Annotated in this window: 14 protein-coding genes; all 14 read left to right on the forward strand. The window is 61.6% G+C overall.

What is annotated here, in order from left to right; genetic code table 11:
- Positions 1–11: 11 nt before the first annotated feature.
- The 14 genes from AC1Z24_RS15310 to AC1Z24_RS15375 all read left to right on the forward strand — a co-directional run bounded on the left by AC1Z24_RS15310 (position 12) and on the right by AC1Z24_RS15375 (position 17521).
- Entirely contained in the window at positions 12–605 is a 594-nt protein-coding gene (locus tag AC1Z24_RS15310; protein WP_483746376.1) for a histidine phosphatase family protein, read from the forward strand.
- 488 nt (positions 606–1093) lie between these two features.
- Positions 1094–1924 carry a class II aldolase/adducin family protein gene (locus AC1Z24_RS15315; RefSeq protein WP_483746377.1) on the forward strand — a complete coding sequence of 277 codons (831 nt, stop codon included), beginning with the start codon at positions 1094–1096 and terminating at the stop codon, positions 1922–1924.
- Between the two features lie 6 nt (positions 1925–1930).
- Positions 1931–2893 (forward strand): ABC transporter substrate-binding protein, encoded by a 963-nt coding sequence (locus tag AC1Z24_RS15320; protein WP_483746378.1) that lies wholly within the window; start codon positions 1931–1933, stop codon positions 2891–2893.
- 6 nt (positions 2894–2899) lie between these two features.
- Positions 2900–5353 (forward strand): TonB-dependent receptor plug domain-containing protein, encoded by a 2454-nt coding sequence (locus AC1Z24_RS15325; protein WP_483746379.1) that lies wholly within the window; start codon positions 2900–2902, stop codon positions 5351–5353.
- Between the two features lie 13 nt (positions 5354–5366).
- A complete protein-coding gene (locus AC1Z24_RS15330) occupies positions 5367–6719 on the forward strand; it encodes an LLM class flavin-dependent oxidoreductase (protein WP_483746380.1) in 1353 nt (450 codons plus the stop codon).
- A gap of 142 nt (positions 6720–6861) precedes the next feature.
- Positions 6862–8442: an ABC transporter substrate-binding protein gene (locus AC1Z24_RS15335; RefSeq protein ID WP_483746381.1), complete on the forward strand. Its 1581-nt coding sequence runs from the start codon at positions 6862–6864 to the stop codon at positions 8440–8442.
- Positions 8443–8452: 10 nt separating this feature from the next.
- Complete coding sequence (locus AC1Z24_RS15340; protein ID WP_483746382.1) at positions 8453–9469, forward strand: ABC transporter permease; 1017 nt, start codon at positions 8453–8455, stop codon at positions 9467–9469.
- The gene (locus tag AC1Z24_RS15345; RefSeq protein WP_483746383.1) at positions 9466–10347 is read left to right on the forward strand and encodes an ABC transporter permease; all 882 of its coding nucleotides are present in this window, start codon (positions 9466–9468) and stop codon (positions 10345–10347) included. The genes AC1Z24_RS15340 and AC1Z24_RS15345 overlap by 4 nt, the downstream gene beginning before the upstream one ends.
- The gene (locus AC1Z24_RS15350; protein WP_483746384.1) at positions 10344–11975 is read left to right on the forward strand and encodes a dipeptide ABC transporter ATP-binding protein; all 1632 of its coding nucleotides are present in this window, start codon (positions 10344–10346) and stop codon (positions 11973–11975) included. Before AC1Z24_RS15345 ends, AC1Z24_RS15350 begins: the two co-directional genes overlap by 4 nt.
- A gap of 228 nt (positions 11976–12203) precedes the next feature.
- A complete protein-coding gene (locus AC1Z24_RS15355) occupies positions 12204–13361 on the forward strand; it encodes an alpha-hydroxy acid oxidase (protein WP_483746385.1) in 1158 nt (385 codons plus the stop codon).
- A complete protein-coding gene (locus tag AC1Z24_RS15360; RefSeq protein WP_259103734.1) occupies positions 13361–14263 on the forward strand; it encodes a LysR family transcriptional regulator in 903 nt (300 codons plus the stop codon). Before AC1Z24_RS15355 ends, AC1Z24_RS15360 begins: the two co-directional genes overlap by 1 nt.
- A 119-nt stretch (positions 14264–14382) precedes the next feature.
- Positions 14383–15048, forward strand: a complete 666-nt coding sequence (locus AC1Z24_RS15365; RefSeq protein ID WP_483746386.1) for an RraA family protein — start codon at positions 14383–14385, stop codon at positions 15046–15048.
- Between the two features lie 57 nt (positions 15049–15105).
- Positions 15106–16470, forward strand: a complete 1365-nt coding sequence (locus tag AC1Z24_RS15370) for an MFS transporter (protein ID WP_483746387.1) — start codon at positions 15106–15108, stop codon at positions 16468–16470.
- A 16-nt stretch (positions 16471–16486) separates the two neighbouring features.
- Positions 16487–17521: a hydroxyacid dehydrogenase gene (locus tag AC1Z24_RS15375; protein ID WP_483746388.1), complete on the forward strand. Its 1035-nt coding sequence runs from the start codon at positions 16487–16489 to the stop codon at positions 17519–17521.
- Positions 17522–17563 lie beyond the last annotated feature (42 nt).

Here is a 17563-nt window from a genome sequence, read left to right on the forward strand (position 1 = left end):
AGGTAAACGACATGGACCTATACGTCGTCCGCCACGGCCAGACCTGGGCCAATATCGAAAGCCGCTACCTGGGTGCGCTCGACCCCGGGCTGACCGACCTGGGCCGACAGCAGGCCCAGGAGCTGGCCGAACAGCTGCCCGCCCATGTCCAGGCGCTGATCACATCGCCGCTATTACGTGCCCGGCAGACTGCCGACTATCTCAACCAGCAGCACAGGCTGCCGATCTGCGTCATGGACGCTTTTCGAGAGCGTCATATCGGCGTTTTCGAAGGGCTGACCCAGGCAGAGGCCGAGGCCAGGCATCCTGGCTTGTGGGCACAGAACATTACCCGCCAGTGGGATATCGGTCCCGATGGCGGCGAGTCGATCAAGGACGTGTTTCTTCGCGTGCAGCAAGGCCTGCAGTTCTTGCTTGATGCGTACAACGGGAAAGTCATCGTGCTTGTCGCCCACGGCTTCGTTGCCAAGACCATTAGGGCCCTGGCCCGAGGTGACTACTCCGATTTCTACGACTGGCAGTTGGGTAATGGAGAGGTGCTGGCGCTGGAAAATCTGCAGTTGCGTGGGCAAATCCATGAGCTGAAGCCGGTCCTGCAGATTTAAATGAGCCTTTGTGGGAGCCGGCTTGCTGGCGATGGCGTCGGTTCAGGCATTGGGGTTAGGGGGCGAGCGCTTCGCACTCGATCGCCAGCAAGCCGGCTCCCACGAATATGATTAATACGGATATAAAATAAACAACATAATTATCCATATTAATATTAGCTTAGTCCGTAAAAGAATTTCACAGGCTCTTTCTCTACGTTTATGTTCTAACCCAAGCAGGACAGCGCGGCCCATCCGCGCCATTGCCTGAGCGCTCGACCCGACCCCTCGCACGGTGGAGGAGAGCTAAGCCAACCACCATGCGAGGGATCCTGACCATGACCACCTGACGCCCTGTCTGCCTGTCGATTCAGCGAACGCATCCGCGCGCTGAGCGATATCAAGTCTTCCCGTTTGCGAACCCGACATTGCCCCCGGCCCTGCGCCCGGTGCAGTCGCTCGCTCAGAAAAAGCTCGGCCACACGAGCACCAGCCTGAGTAATCCTGGCATGAGTCAAACCACCCCGATTTCGACAAGCATTTTCAGCCTGCCCCATAGCAACAATCGCCTGACCCTGGACAGCGTGCCCAAGCATGCCGATCTGCACGCCGAGCGCCTGCATCGCAAGCAGCGTTTGGCTGCTTCATACCGGCTGTTCTCCCGTTACGGCTTTGAAGTGGGACTGGCCGGGCATTTCACCGCCCGTGACCCGATTGAAACCGGGCACTACTGGATCAACCCTTTGGGCGTACCCTTTTCCCAAATCACAGTATCGCAACTGCTGCGGGTCAATCGCGAAGGGCAGGTGGTGGAGGGCGAAGGCCTGCTCAATACCAGCGCCCTGGAGTTACACGACGGTCTGCAACAGGCCCGTCCTGAAGTGGTGGGCATCGCTCACCTGCACGGTTTCTATGGGCGGACCTGGTCCTCCCTGGGCCAGCTGTTTGACCCTATCACCGCAGAAGCCGGGGCCTTTGTCGAGGATCAGGCAATTTTTCGCCGCCACGACCTGCGTACTGCCAGCGGCGCCCTGGACAATGATCGCGACCGGGTCACCGCCGCCTTTGTCGATAGCTTCGGCGGTAACAGCCTGTTGTTCTGGCAAAACCATGGCGTGTGGACCGTGGGTGAGAGCGTGGAAAGCGCGGCGTGGAAGTTCATTCTTGCCGAGGACATTGCACGCTCCCATCTGCTGGCCAGGGCCGCCGGGGTGCCGGTGATTCCTCAGGTCGATCCGGTCACGCCCCAGAGCCGGGCGCGCAGCGAGCTGTTTGGCTGGCTGAATTTCCAGCCGCTGTGGGACGAGATCGTCACCCAACAACCTGACCTGTTGGACTGACTGGCGATGGCCTCTCTCAGCCGCCGCCGTCTGCTGGCCGCCAGTGCCACGCTGGCTGCAGGTGCCTGGTTATTGCCCCAGGCCGCCCAGGCCCAGGCCACGCCTTTGCGGGTGTGGCGCTACAAGGGTGCGGCGGCGACCTTCATGGACCTGGCCGGGCAACTGGACACGCCTTACCCGGTGGAATGGGTAGATATCGGCGGCGGCAACCTGGTGCTGGAAGCCCTGAACAGCGGCAGCCTGGACTATGTGTCGATGAGCGAGATTCCGCCCATCTTCGCCGCCAGTGCCAAGGTGCCCATTGCCCTGATCGGCGTGCTGCCGGGGGATCTGCACGACAACGGCATCGTGGTACGCAAGGACGCCGGGATCCGCAGCGTCGCCGATCTCAAGGGCAAGCGCATCAGTTATGTACGGGCGACCAACACCCATTACTTCGTCCTCGACATGCTGCGTCAGCACGGCCTGACCCTGGCGGATGTGCAGGCCGTACCGATGCCGATGCAGGACGCGCTGATCGCCTTTCGCAGCGGCCATATCGATGCCTTGACCGGCGGCGGCATCAGCCTGTTGCAGGCCGCGCGGGAGGGCGGTGAGCGCCTGGAACATGTCAGCCGCTTTGTCGGCAATAGCCTGATCGCCACCACTCAAGGCGCACTGCAGGACCCCGACAAACACCGTCAGCTCGGCGACTTCCTGCTGCGGGAAAAAGCCACCTGGGCATGGGTCAGCCAGCACCCGGAAGCCTGGGCCCGGCGTTGCCAGGAGCAGAGCGGGATCACGGCTGAACTGTATCTGCAGCAGTTGCGCCAGCGTGCGCTACCGGTGCGTCTTGGCGCCATCAATGAACAGGCCATCGCCTCGGCACAGCAGGTCGCCGACACCTTTTTCGACAATCAGTTGATCCGCCACCCCGTCGATTTGCGACCGCTCTGGCGTGATGACTTCAGCCCTATTCTGGAAAGTTGATCCTTGATGAAATCACTCTCTTACCGCGTCTCTTTACCCCTGGCGCCAATGATTTTCGCCGGTTATGCGCTATTGCCTGCATACGCCGCCGAATCCAGTGAAACCCTGGACACCGTGATCGTGACCGGCTCCCGGGGCAGCGAAGCGCGCACCGTGACCAGCAGCCCGGCACCTATCGATGTGATCAATGCCCAGCAACTGGAAAAGACCGGCTCCGGCAGCCTGCGTGGCGCGCTGGAGAAAGTCCTGCCGTCGTTCAGCCAGCGTCCGTCCGGCAGTTCCAATGACAGCATCGCCCGGCCTTACAGCCTGCGCGGCCTCAATGGTTCCAACGTGCTGGTGCTGGTCAATGGCAAGCGTCGCCATAACAGCGCGGTGATCAACCTCGATTCGACGGCAGCCTACGGCACCAACCCGGTGGATCTGGACATGATCCCCATCAGCGCCATCGACCATATTGAAGTGCTGCGCGACGGCGCCTCGGCGCAGTACGGCTCGGACGCCATCGCCGGGGTGATCAACATCATCCTCAAGCAGAACGACCACGGCGGCTCGGCAAGCACCCAATACGGCGAGTACTACCGCGACGGCGATGGCGGCACCATTCGCCAGACCCTGAACAACGGTTTTGCCTTGCCCAACGACGGTTTCTTCAACCTGTCCCTGGATGCCAAGTCGCAACAGACCGCTGTACGCGCGCGGGATGCCACCGGCTCGTTCTACTACCCCCAGGCTGACGGCTCGCCCGATCCACGGGAGGCGACCGCGGATAAACAGGTGCAGAAAAACGGCCTGCCGAAGATCAAGGCGATCAACGTCGGTTATAACGCCGAGGCGCCGATCAACGATGACCTGACTTTCTATTCGTTCTCGACCTTGAGCAAGCGCGATGCCCGTGGCGGGCAGAATTACCGCCGACCCAACTCGACCAATATCATCCCGCAGATCTACCCGGACGGCACCGCGCCGTTCTACACCCTGGAAGAGGTGGATTATCAGGTCGCGGCCGGGGTCAAGGGCCTGCTGGCAGGCTGGAACTGGGACCTGAGCTCAACCTTCGGCCGCGACAAGGGCCAGGCCGGTGCCGACGAAACCCTTAACGCCTCCCTGGGGCCGACCAGCCCGACCCATTTCGATACCTACACCAACACCTTCGATCAGTGGACCAATAACCTCGACTTCACCCGGGCATTCGAGGTCGGCCTGAGCAAGCCGATGCAAGTGTCTTGGGGTGGCGAGTTGCGCCATGAGCGCTACAAGACCGAGTCCAATGATTACCTGTCCTATATCAACGGCGGTTATATCTACCCAAGCGGGCCTTTGCGCGGGCAACCGGCGGCGGTAGGGGCCCAGGGCGCGATTACCCTGACCCCGGACGATGCCGGGCAGAACAGTCGCAACAGCTACGCCAGCTATGTGGACGTCGGCTTCAACCCCACGGAGAAACTCTGGCTGGGCCTGGCCGGGCGTTTTGAAAAGTACGATGACGATTCTGGCGACACCCGCAGCGGCAAGTTCTCGGCGCGCTACGACTTCACCCCGGACTTCGCCATTCGCGGCACCATCAGCAACGGCTTCCGTGCGCCGTCGTTGTCGCAGTCGACCTACGCCCAGACTTCCAACCAGTACACCCTGGTCAACGGCGTCGCCCAGTTCGTCGAGGCCAAGACCGTGCGGGTCGATTCGACCCTGGCCAAGGCCTTGGGTGCCGAGGCGCTCAAGCCGGAGAAGTCACGCAATATCAGCGTCGGCTTCACCTACAAGCCACTGCCCCAGGCCAACGTGACGCTGGACGCCTATCAGATCGAGATCAAGGACCGCATCGGCCTGACCGGCTTCCTGTCTGGCGCCGGGGTCAATCAGATCCTGCAACAGCAGGGCTTCCGTCCGGGCTATCAGCTCAAGTACTTCACCAACGCGGCTGACACCACGACCCGTGGTATCGATCTGGTCACTGACTACAAGGTCGATTACGGCCGCTACGGCAGCGTCAAGTACGGCGTGGCTTTCAACTACAACAAGACTGACCTGGACAGTATCAAGGCCACGCCTGCCGCACTGACCGCCGCGGGCAGCAATCTGGTGCTGTTCGATCGCGTGGCCCAGGGCTACCTGACGGTGGCCAACCCCAAGACCAAGCTGATCCTGAGTAGCAACTGGAAGATCGACAAGTTCGATATCAACGCCTCGGTCAACCGCTACGACAAAGTCACCGCCCGGGATGCCAACCCGGCCTATGACGTGACCTACGGCGCCAAATGGATCACCGATCTGGAAGTTGCCTATGCCGTGACCGACGCCCTCGGCGTGGCTGTGGGCGCCAACAACCTGTTCAACGTGCATGCCGACAACAACGGCTACCCGGCGGGCGACGTCAACGGCTTCCCGAAATTCGGCAGCATCTCGCCGTTCGATCCCTATGGCGGCTTCTGGTACACGCGCCTGACGTACAACTTCTAAAAAGGATGCAGTCATGAGTACTACACCCCGACAAATCCTGCTTGGCGCATTCATTCCCAGCGCCGGGATCATGGGCTCCAACTGGCGACATCCGTCGGCCGCTGCTGATTCATTCGTCGACTTCGGCCATTACAAGTGGATCGCCGAGACCCTGGAGGCGGCGCGTTTTCATGCGCTGTTTTTCAACGATACGGTAAATATCGAGCTGGACCTGGAAGCCCTGGCCCGGGGGCCCAACAGCGTGCGCTGGGACCCGCTGGTGCTGCTGCCTGCGTTGGCCCTGGTCACCCGGCATATCGGTCTGATTGCCACCGCCAGCACCACCTATAACGAGCCGTACAACATCGCCCGCAAGTTCGCCAATATCGATCACCTGAGCGGTGGCCGGGCGGGCTGGAATCTGGTGACCTCCCTGGGCGGCGGCGAGAACTTCAATCTCGATGCCCATGTGTTGCACGCCAATCGCTACGAGCGCGCCGAAGAGTTCTATGACGTGGTCACCGGGCTGTGGGACAGCTGGCAGGACGATGCCTTTGTGCAGAACAAGGCGTCCGGCCTGTGGCTGGATACCGAAAAAATGCACGTACTGAACCACCACGGCAAACACTTTCAGGTCAAAGGCCCGCTTAATGCGGCGCGGCCGGTGCAGGGCTATCCGGTAGTGGCCCAGGCCGGGTCGTCGGATGCCGGTCGGGCGTTGGCGGCGAGGGCCGGGGAATTGATCTTCACCGCCCAGCATACGGTGGAGCAGGGGCGGCAGTTCTATGCCGGGATCAAGCAACAGGCTGCAGCGCTGGGGCGCAATCCCGAGCATGTGAAGATACTGCCCGGTGTTTCTCCGGTCGTGGGTCGGACCCAGGCTGAAGCTCAGGACAAATACGACCGCCAGCAGGAATTGCTCGACCCGACCACCTTCCTGCGCACCATCTCGCGCTTTACCAGCCTGGGCTTCGACCTCTCGGAGCTGCCGTTCGACGAGGTGGTGCCGCTGCCGCCGGAGACCTTCGACACCAATACCCACAAGAGCCGCCAGAAACTGGTGTTCGACCTGATCCGCCGCGAGCGGCCGACGGTGCGCCAGTTGTTCAACAAGCTCACCGCCGGTGGTCACCGCATCCTGATCGGCACACCGCAAAGCATCGCCGACGACTTCCAGGAGTGGTTCGAACAGGGCGCCGCGGACGGTTTCAACGTGATGTTCTCCGGGCTGCACCAGGGCATCAGCGACTTTGCCGACGGCGTAGTGCCGGAGCTGCAACGCCGCGGGCTGTTCCGTCACGAGTATCAGGGCGACACCCTGCGCGAGAACCTGGGGTTGCCGTATATCCCCAATCGGCATGCGGCAGGGCGAGTGGCGACTCGCTAATTGACTGAAGAAACAAAACCTCCGTTGGAGCGAGGCTTGCCCGCGAAAGCAATCGATAAAGCGCAGAGGATGTGTCGGATGTACCGGCATCTTCGCGGGCAAGCCTGGCTCCCACAAGTACGTCTGGATAATGCCTGTGCTTATGAAATTGAATGCTGCCTTACTGTTGTCGATGGTTGCGTTGCTTGCTGCCTGCGGCGACCACCCCGACCCATCCGCTGCTGCCTCGGCAACCCAACCGGTTACCGGCGGCACCCTCAAGGTCGCCCTCGACGGCGACCCCAACTGCATCGATCCGCAACAGGCGGGCAATAACACGGCGTTGAACGTCGGGCGCCAGGTGGTCGATTCCTTGACCGATCAGGACCCGCAAACCGGTGCCATCGTGCCCTGGCTGGCGACGTCCTGGGAGGTCGATGCCCAGTCCCGGCGCTTCACCTTTCACCTGCGTGATGGCGTGCGTTTCGCTGACGGCACGCCGGTGGATGCCGCCGCCGTCAAAGCCAATATCGAGCAGATTCTGGTGTTGGGCGCCCGTGCCTCCCTGGCATCGACTTACCTGGATGGCCTCAAAGGCGTTGAAGTCGCTGACAGCCGTACGGTGATCATCGAGTTCAACCATCCCAATGCGCAGTTCCTGCAAGCCACCTCGACCATGAGCCTGGGTTTGTTGGCGCCAGCGACCCTGGCCTTGTCGGCAGCGGATCGCTGTCAGGGTCAGTTGATCGGCAGCGGGCCGTTCAAACTCAAGTCCTTCGTGCATAACCAGCAGGTCCGGCTGAGCCGCAACGACGACTACGCCTGGGGCTCGGCACTGGCCGGGCATACCGGCAAGGCCTGGCTCGACGGCATTGATTTCCTGATCATCCCCGAGTCCGGTGTACGTCTGGGCAGCCTGGTCTCGGGGCAGATCGACGTCGATACCGGCGTCGTGCCGCAGAACGAACAGACCCTCGAAGCCCAGAAGCTGCCGCTGCTGACCCGCGCCAACCCCGGTGTGGTGTATGTGCTGGCACCGGATGAAAAAGGCCCGCTGTATACCGAGTTGGCGCTGCGTCAGGCACTGAGCAAGGCCATCGACCGTACGCAATTGGGCACCATTATCTCCCGCTATCAGAAACCGGCCACGGCCCTGCTGGCCAGCAGTACGCCGTTCTACCGCGATCTGTCGCCGCTGCTGGCCTACGATCCGGATGGCGCCCGGCAACTGCTCGACGGCGCAGGCTGGAAACCCGGCGCCGATGGTATTCGCAGTCGTGACGGTCAGCGCCTGAGCCTGCGCCTGGACTACTGGCAAACCACGCCGATCCTGGAACTGGTCCAGCAGCAACTCAAGCAGGTGGGCATCGAACTGCGGCTGAACAAGGCCACCATCAGCCAGGTCACGGCGCTGAAAGCCAATGGCGATATCAGCCTGAATTTCTTCAACCTGACCCGTGCCGACCCGGACGTGATCCGTACGGTATTCCAGGTCTCCGGGCGTAACTACAACAACCGTGACCGTGGCGAACTGGACCAGCTCATGCAGGACTCGGCGGCAACCCTCGATACACCTTTGCGCCAGCAACTGGTAGACCGTATCAGTGAAACCATGATCAGGGACGGCCATGCGATTCCATTGATCGAGCTGGTGACTGTGGTCGGTCAGGGCAAACAAGTGCAGGGCCTGCACTTTGAAGCGTCATCGCGCTTGCAGTTCTTCGATACCTGGCTGCGGCGATGAGGAGTCTGTCATGAGTGAAACTTTGGTTCCTGTACTGACCCCGTCCCGCTGGGCCGGACATCCGGTGCGCCGCCTGCCGGGCTACCTGGCGCGACGCGGATTGCAGGCAGCGTTGGTGCTATGGGCCGCGTTCAGTCTGTCCTTTATGATCCTCTACGCACTGCCCAGTGATCCGGTGAGCATCATGCTCAATCAGACCGGTGAGCCCACCGCCGTGGACCGCCAGCAGATCGCCGCCCTGCGTGCCGAGTACCACCTCGACGAACCCTTGCCGGTGCAGTACGGCCTGGCGCTATGGCGGGCGCTGCAGCTGGATTTTGGCCGATCGATCCAGAGTGGCGAGCCGGTGGCCAGTTCCCTGGCCCATGCGTTGCCTGCTACCGCTGCGCTGACTTTACTGGCCCTGACCATCGCCTTGCTGGGCGGGATCGGCCTGGCCCTGGCCGCGAGTCTGACCCGGCGGCATTGGTTGCGCGATCTGTTGCTCGGAGTGCCCGCGTTGTCGGTGTCGCTGCCGACGTTCTGGATCGGTCTGCTGCTGTTGCAGGCTTTCTCTTTTAGCTGGCACTGGTTTCCGGCCATGGGCAATCAAGGCTTTGCGTCGTTGCTGCTGCCTGCGCTGACCCTGGCGATTCCCACGGCAGCGGTGATCGCCCAGGTACTGGCGCGCTCCCTGGCCTCGGTGCGCCAGCAGCCGTTTACCGACGTACTGTTGGCCAAGGGCTTGGGCGAGGGCAGGTTGCTGTTCGTGCATTTGCTGCACAACGCAGCGATTCCGTTGCTGAGCCTGACCGGCGTGATCGTCGGTAATCTGCTGGCCGGATCGGTGGTGACCGAGACTGTGTTCTCCCGCGAGGGTGTTGGCCGCCTGGCCCAGGGGGCGGTGATGACCCAGGACATTCCGTTGGTTCAGGGTGTGGTGGTGCTTGCAGCGGCGATTTTCATCGGGGTCAATCTGCTGGTCGACTCCCTGTATCCCTTGCTGGATCCGCGCATGGTCAGCAGCGAAAGGAGGGCGGGGCAATGACTCGGGTCTTGAATGAACGTCTTGTCGATACAGACTTGCCGGGCCATGGCTGGCTGGCAATCGCCCTGCGTGCAGTGCGCCAGCGGCCGCTGCTGCGGGCGGGGATCACCGTGCTGTTGCTGGTCCTGGGCTGGGCACTCTGGCCGGGAGCATTCACCCATTATGATCCGCTACTGGGGGTGCCGGCCCAGGCGCTGCAAGGGCCAAGCGGCGTGCATTGGTTCGGCACCGATCACCTGGGCCGGGACCTCTACAGCCGTGTCGTCCATGGCGCGTCATTATCGCTGCAGGCTACGGCACTGGCGGTGTTGGTCGCCCTGGCCATCGGTGTCGTACTGGGGGTGATATCGGGTTATTTCGGCGGGTTGCTCGACATGGCGCTGATGCGTCTGGTGGAAGTTTTGATGGCCATTCCAGCGCTGCTGCTGGCCATGGCCATTATTACCGTGCTGGGTTTTGGCACGGTGAATATCGCTCTGGCCGTGGGCCTGTCATCGGTGGCGACCTTCGCCCGTCTGGTACGTGGCGAGGTGCTGCGCTGGCGTGGCAGCGTGTTCGTCGAAGCCGCCGTTTCCTGCGGCGTTGGGCCCTGGACCATCATTCGCCGGCATATCCTCGCCCACGCCGCCGGGCCGGTACTGGCCCTGACCGCATTGGAGTTCGGCAGCGCGGTGCTGTCGGTATCGGCCCTGAGCTTTCTCGGCTTTGGCGCACCGCCACCGCAGCCGGAATGGGGGTTGCTGATTGCCGAAGGACGCAACTACATGGTCGCAGCCTGGTGGTACACCACTCTGCCGGGGCTTGTCGTTGCCGCAGTGGTATTGGCTACCAACCAGCTCGCTCGAGCGGTTCAACATCTGCAAGGAGTCAAACGATGACTGCCGTTCTGCACGTTCAAGACCTGCGCATTGGTTATCACTCTGGCCAAGGCCGGGTAGAGGGTGTCGATCAGGTCAGCTTTGCCGTGTATCCCGGTGAAATCGTCGCGGTGGTGGGGGAGTCCGGCTCCGGCAAGTCCACCACTGCGGCGGCATTGATCGGGCTGCTGGCGGATAACGCCATGATCGAGGCGGGCAGCATTCTGTTGGCCGGCGAGGAATTGGTGGGGGCCAGTGACAAGCGCTGGCGCAGCCTGCGCGGCAGTGCTCTGGGCTTTGTGCCTCAGGATCCGGGGCTCTCCCTGGACCCGGTCAAGCGTATCGACAGTCAGCTATGGGAGGCCATGACCGTACACGGCGTACCCAGGGCTCAGGCCAAGGCCCGTACCTTGCAGCTGCTGGGCGAGGTCGGGCTGACCAATATCCCCCGGGTCGCCCGCAGTTTTCCCCACCAATTGTCCGGGGGCATGCGCCAGCGAGTGTTGATCGCTATGGCTCTGGCCAATAATCCGGCGCTGATCATCGCCGATGAGCCGACCAGTGCTCTGGACGTCGGTGTGCAGCGACAGATCCTCGATCGCCTGCAAACCCTGGCACGGGAGCGTGGCACGGCGGTGCTGTTGATCACCCATGACCTGGGCGTGGCACTGGATCGGGCCGATCGGCTGATCGTCATGCAGCGCGGCCGTATTGTCGAAACCGGCGACGCACGGAAGATTTTCGAGCAGCCGCAGCATGCCTACACCCGGCAATTGCTGGGCGCAGCGCCGAGTTTCAGGGAGGCGGTTACAGTGCGCAGTCATGTTTCGGCAAAGGCTGCCACGCCGTTATTGCAGGTGGAACAGTTGCGCAAGGATTTTTCCAGTTGGCGCAATCCCGGTAATGCGGCGGTGGACGATGTCTCGTTCTCGGTGATCCGCCATGCCACGACGAGCCTGGTCGGGGAGTCCGGTTCGGGAAAATCCACTACCGCTCGCTTGATCGTCGGCCTGGAACGACTCGATGCCGGGCGAGTGTGGTTCGATGGTCAGGACATCAGCCACTATCGCCGCAGCCAGTGGCAACCGCTGCGCCAGCGGATCCAGATCGTCTACCAGAATCCGTACGCGTCTCTGGACCCGCGTTTTACCCTGGCACAGATCATCAGCGAACCGCTGCAGGCGTTCGCCGTCGGTGATCGCGCATCTCGTTCGGCCAGGGCGGCCAGCCTGCTGGATCAGGTAGAACTGCCCAAGCGCCTGCTGCATCGACGCCCTGGAGAGTTGTCGGGGGGACAGCGCCAGCGTGTGGCGATTGCGCGGGCCCTGGCTCTGGAGCCGGAATTACTGGTGTTGGACGAGCCGTTGTCGGCGCTGGATGCCTCGGTGCAGGCACAGATCCTGACGTTGTTGGCCGAACTGCAACAGCGCCTGGGCCTGACCTACCTGTTTATTTCCCATGACCTGGCCGTGGTGCGGCAGATCTCCGAGCAGGTGGTGGTCATGCGGGCGGGCAAGGTAGTGGAGCAGGGAACCTGCGAGCGAGTGTTCCAGGCACCGGCCCATGAATACACCGCGCAATTGCTCGCGGATGTGCCGGGGCGGCGGTATTTGCAGGAGCGACGGCAGGCGGTTTATCGGACGGCGTGATCCCAGCTGGCTGGCATAGGAGTTATGCCTGTGGGACCGGCTTTAGCCGGGAAGACGCCGGTATATCCGGTACATTTCCTTGATCAGAAATGGCGCTTTCCCGGCTAAAGCCGGTCCCACCGTGCCGGGAGTGATGAAAGCAGAACACCATTTTTCGCTTTATCACCCTGGCCGAAGGCTCTAGGCTGATAGGTCGCCTGGCTACAACAACAATCCAGTGAGCACCCCATGCCTGAATCGCTGCAAAAATACCTGTCGCTGCATGACTTCGAGGCCGTGGCGAAGAAGCGTTTGCCTGGCCCGTTGTACGCCTATGTATCCGGTGCCGTGGAGGACGGGATTTCCGTCAGCGCCAATCGCCGTTCGTTTGAGCAATTCGGCTTCATTCCCAATGTGCTGGTGGACGTGTCCAGGGTCGATATGACCACGACCCTGTTCGGCCAGACCTACTCGGCGCCCATTGGCCTGGCGCCCATGGGGATTTCTGCCCTGACCAGCTATCGCGGTGATCTGATCCTCGCCAGTGCCGCCGCTGAGAAACAGGTGCCCTTCATCATGAGCGGCTCCTCGTTGATTCGTCTGGAAGAGGTGGTCGAGGCCGCGCCACATATGTGGTTCCAGGCGTATCTGCCGGGGGATCAACAGCAGATCGACGCACTGATCGACCGGGTCGCTGCCGCCGGTGTGCAGACCCTGGTAGTGACTGTGGATACCCCGGTTGCAGCCAATCGCGAGAACAATGTCCGCGCCGGATTTTCTACGCCTTTGCGGCCGAGCCTGAGCCTGGCCTGGCAAGGTGTGACCCATCCGCGCTGGCTGTTGGGGATTTTCCTCAAGACCATTCTCAAGCACGGCATGCCGCATTTTGAAAACAACTACGCCACGCGCGGCGCGCCGATCATGTCCAAGAGCGTGCTGCGCGATTTTTCCGATCGCGGCCATCTGAATTGGGAACATGTAGCGGCCATTCGCAAGCGTTGGCAGGGGCCGATGATTCTCAAGGGCATCCTCAATCCGCGCGATGCGATCAAGGCGCGGGCTATGGGTATCGACGGCATCATCGTGTCCAACCATGGCGGCCGCCAGCTCGATGGCAGCGTCGCACCGTTGCAGGTGTTGCCACGGATTGTCGAGGCGGTACCGGATACCGTGGTGATGATCGACAGCGGTATCCGTCGCGGCACCGATGTGATGAAGGCCATGGCCCTCGGCGCCAAGGCGGCCTTTGTCGGCAGGCCATTCAACTATGCGGCAACCGTGGCCGGGCAGGCCGGTGTGGCCCACGCCATCAAGCTGATCTGCGATGAATTGAAACGGGACCTGGGCTTGCTCGGCGTGTCTTATCCGGCCAGCCTTGACGCTTCGGTCCTGCTGGAAAACCGCTGATGGTCACGTTCAAACAACTGGAAGCGCTGTACTGGATCGCGCGCCTGGGCAGCTTCGAAGCGGCGGCGGCCAAGCTGAATATGTCGCAGTCGGCGATTTCCAAGCGTATTGGTGAACTGGAAGAAACCTTCAGCGAGCCGATCTTCGACCGTGTCCGGCGTAACTCGCGTCTTACGCCACGGGGCGCCTTGCTGCTGGATCACGCCACTGACCTGTTGAACAGGCGTGACCAGATGCTGCTGGAGGTCAGTGACAAGTCGGCCCTGGTCGGGCGCTTTCGTCTGGGCGTCACCGAGCTGACGGCCATGACCTGGCTGCCGGCCCTAGTCGAACGGGTCAATGCCGTGTACCCCAAGCTGGAGCTTGAGCCTTCGGTGGACGTGGGTTCCGGATTGTTTCGCCAACTGGAGCAGGATCAGCTCGACCTGATCGTGGTCCCGGCTGTATATGCCGACGCCCGTTTTGTCAGCCTTGAGCTGCCCAGCGTGCGCAATACCTGGATGTGTTCGCCACGGCTGCTGGATAACCAGCAGGTCTGGTCGCTGCAAGCCCTGTGCGGGCAGGTGCTGCTGACCCAGGGCGGTTCTTCCGGCGCGGGGCTGCATTACCAGCGCTGGTTCGCCACCCAGGGCGTGAGCTTCGAGCGAACCATCAACGTCAACAATCTGCTGGCCCAGGTCGGCCTGGCCATTTCCGGTCTTGGCATTGCCTACCTGCCCAAGGACTGTCTGGCGCATTTGCTGGAGCAGGGCAGCCTGTGCGAGCTGAACAGCGAACCGGCATTGCCGGACAGTCCTTACATAACCCAATACCGCGGTGATCGTTGGGCGGGGGTCAGTGCGGACATCGCGCGGATGGCTCAGGAGCTGTGTGATTTCACTCGTTTGCTGATTGCGCGCTAAGGCTAATTAAAACTGTAAATGGAAAAAAAGCGATGGTTAGTCAGTCGTTAATATCGCTAAAAGTATTCGCGACGACTGCATAAGATTCAAGGCACTCTCCAACAACAAAGGGTGCCGCCATGAGCTTCCCAGGATTTCGCGTCAATCCCGCCGTTCCACCTCTGAACAATGAGGTGATCCGCGCTTTCGATCACGTTGTCACCCCCCATATCAGCGACAACCTTGGCCGCCATATCGGTGCCCGTGGCCTGACCCGCTATAACCGCACCGGCAAACTGGCGGGCACGGCGCTGACGGTCAAGACCCGGCCCGGTGACAATCTGTATATCTACAAGGCGATGATGCTGTTGCAGCCCGGCCACGTATTGGTCATCGACGCTCAGGGCGACGCCAATAATGCGGTGATCGGCGAGTTGATCAAACTCTATGCCCTGCAGCGCGGTTGTGTTGGCTTTGTGGTGGATGGCGCCATCCGTGACGTCGCCAGTTTCGAGCACGTTCCCTGCTATGCCCGCAGCGTGGTGCATTGCGGTCCTTACAAAGAGGGCCCGGGGGAGGTCAATGTACCCGTGAGCATCGGCGGCATGCTGGTTTCGCCAGGGGATATTCTCGTCGGTGACGAAGATGGCCTGGTGGCGTTCCCCATGGATCAGGCCGAAGAGGTTTTGCACAAGGCCGGGCTGCACGCTGAGCATGAACAGCGGGTGATGGCGGAAATCGCCACGGGTGCGCTGCATCAAAGCTGGATCGACAAGGCCCTGGCCGCCAAGGGCCTGCTGGATTAGCGATCAGCGCTGACCCCGTTCGCCAACCGACACAAATCAAATAATATCGGTATCGTCATGATCAAGACCCTTTCCAAGAAAGGCGGCTTTCGCTGGATTGTCGCCGGGCTGTTCTTCCTCGCCTACATGATTGCTGGCGCGGACCGCGCCAATATCGGTGTGGTGGTGCCTTTCATCAAGCAGGAATACGCCCTGAGCAACACCGATATCGGTGCCCTGGCCAGCCTGTTCTACCTCACCTATGCGGTGGTGCAGATCCCCGCCGGTTATCTGTTCAGCCGCTGGGGTATTCGCAATCTGCTGACGGCGTCCCTGGTGCTGACCTCCATCGCCACACTCCTGATCGGCATGACCAGCAACGTCTTGCAGCTCAAGTTCGCCCGCGCCTTGCTCGGTGCCGCCGAAGGCCCGATCAACATCGGCATCGTGTCGATCATCAACCGCTGGTTCCCGGCGCGGGAAAAGGGCCTGGCCACGGGGATCTTCATGTCCTCGATCAAGTTTGCTCCGGCCTTCGTGCCGCCGCTGTGTGCGTGGATCGTGCACCTGTACGGCTGGCGCGAAGTGTTCTATATCTTCGCCTTTCCTGGCCTGCTGGTGGCGGTGCTGTGGTGGTGGCTGGTCAAGGATGATCCGTCGAAAAGCCCGTATTGCACCCCGGAGGAAGCCCGCTATATCGACGAGTCCGACGCGCCAGTCAAGGCACCGACTGCGTTGGCCCCACGCCGTAGCTGGCTGGATCGCTTTATCCGTATCCGTGACATCGACCTGCTGCACGACAACGCCAGCATCCTGCGCTCATGGAATATCTGGGCCTGCGCCCTGGGCTATTTCCTGATGGTCGGCATCACCTACGCCATCATGACCTGGGTGCCCACTTATCTGGTCTCGGTCAAACACTATTCGGTGATGAAAATGGGCGCCGTGGCCGCTGCCCCGTGGGTCGGCGCGATCATCGGCAACCTGCTCGGTGGCTGGCTCTCGGACAAGGTATTCGACAAGCGCCGCAAGCCGGTGATGCTGATTACCTCGTTGGCCACGGTCGTGACCATGTTCGTTCTACTCAATTCGCCGGATGATCCGATCCTGTTGGCCGGGGTGTTTCTGATCGCCGGGATCCTGCTCAACATCGGTTACTCGACCTTTCTCGTCTATCCCATGGGCCTGGCAACCAAGGACAAGGTGCCGTTCGCTGCGTCGATCATTAATACCGGTGGCTCACTGGGCGGTGCCTTCGCGCCTTTCGTGGTCGGCGTGCTGCTCGATAACTACGACTGGAACATGGTCTTCACCTTCCTTGGCGTCTGCTCGCTGCTGACTTTTGTCGTGCTGCTGACCATGATCGAGCCGCGGCCCAAGGCCAGCGCCGTGACCCAGCAACCCCTTGTGCCGAATGGCCCCCACGTCGCCAGCAACGCTTGAATATCAAGGACACCTTATGTCTACGCTTTTGCACAATGCCGTGATCAGCCGCCTGGACCTGTGGATCAACCCCATCTTCGACGAACTGATTGAAGCCACTCCGGGACTGGCCTTGCAGCGCTTGATCCGGGCCGATGAAGCCGGGGTCTGGTCCGGACTGCGCCGCACCAACGCTTACCACATCACCGCCGCCAAGGATGAGTTGCCGAGCCAGTGGTTCGCCAACCAGGCGTTGATTGAACAATGTCCGCAGTTGCTCTGCGTATCGTCGGGCGGGGCAGGGTACGACACAGTGGACGTCGAGGCCTGCACCCGCGCCGGTATTGCCGTGGTCAATCAGGCCGGGGCCAACGCCAACTCGGTGGCCGAGCATACCTTCGGCCTGTTGCTGGCCCTGAGCAAACGCCTGATCGAATCCAATCGTCGTCTGCGCACAGACCGGGGCTTTGCCCGGGAAGACCTGATGGGCGAAGAAATTCACGGCAGTACCCTCGGAATCATCGGCCTGGGGGTGATTGGTGAGCGCACCGCGCGGTTCGCCAATGGTTTTGGCTTGCGGGTGCTGGCGTACGATCCGTACCTGGATGCCGAGACCATTCGAAATCGGGGTGCAGAGCCGGCATCCCTTGAGCAATTGCTGGGGGCTGCGGACTTCGTCTCCCTGCATTGCCCGCTCACGGCCTCGACCCGCCACCTCATGGGTGCCGAGCAGTTCGCGGCGATGAAGCGCGGGGCGATTTTCCTGTCCACCGCGCGAGGTGGCATCCACGATGAGGCGGCGCTGTTCGATGCGCTGAGTCGGGGTCATCTGGCCGGTGCCGGGCTGGATGTCTGGGAAGTCGAGCCGCCGCCCCATGAGTCGCCCTTGCTGCGGTTGGAACAGGTGATCGCCACCTACCATACCGCCGGGGTCAGCCATGGCGGACGACGTAATGTGGCGCGTTCATCGGCCTTGCAGATTCAGGCGATGCTAAGGGGAGAGCGACCGCCGCACCTGATCAATCCGCAGGTTTGGGAACACTTTATCGAGCGGTTGAAACAGCTCTTTTGAAGCTCAGTACTCGTATTGCGAACGCAGGATTGTGGGACCGGC

Source organism: Pseudomonas sp. JL23 (genome assembly GCF_056933585.1).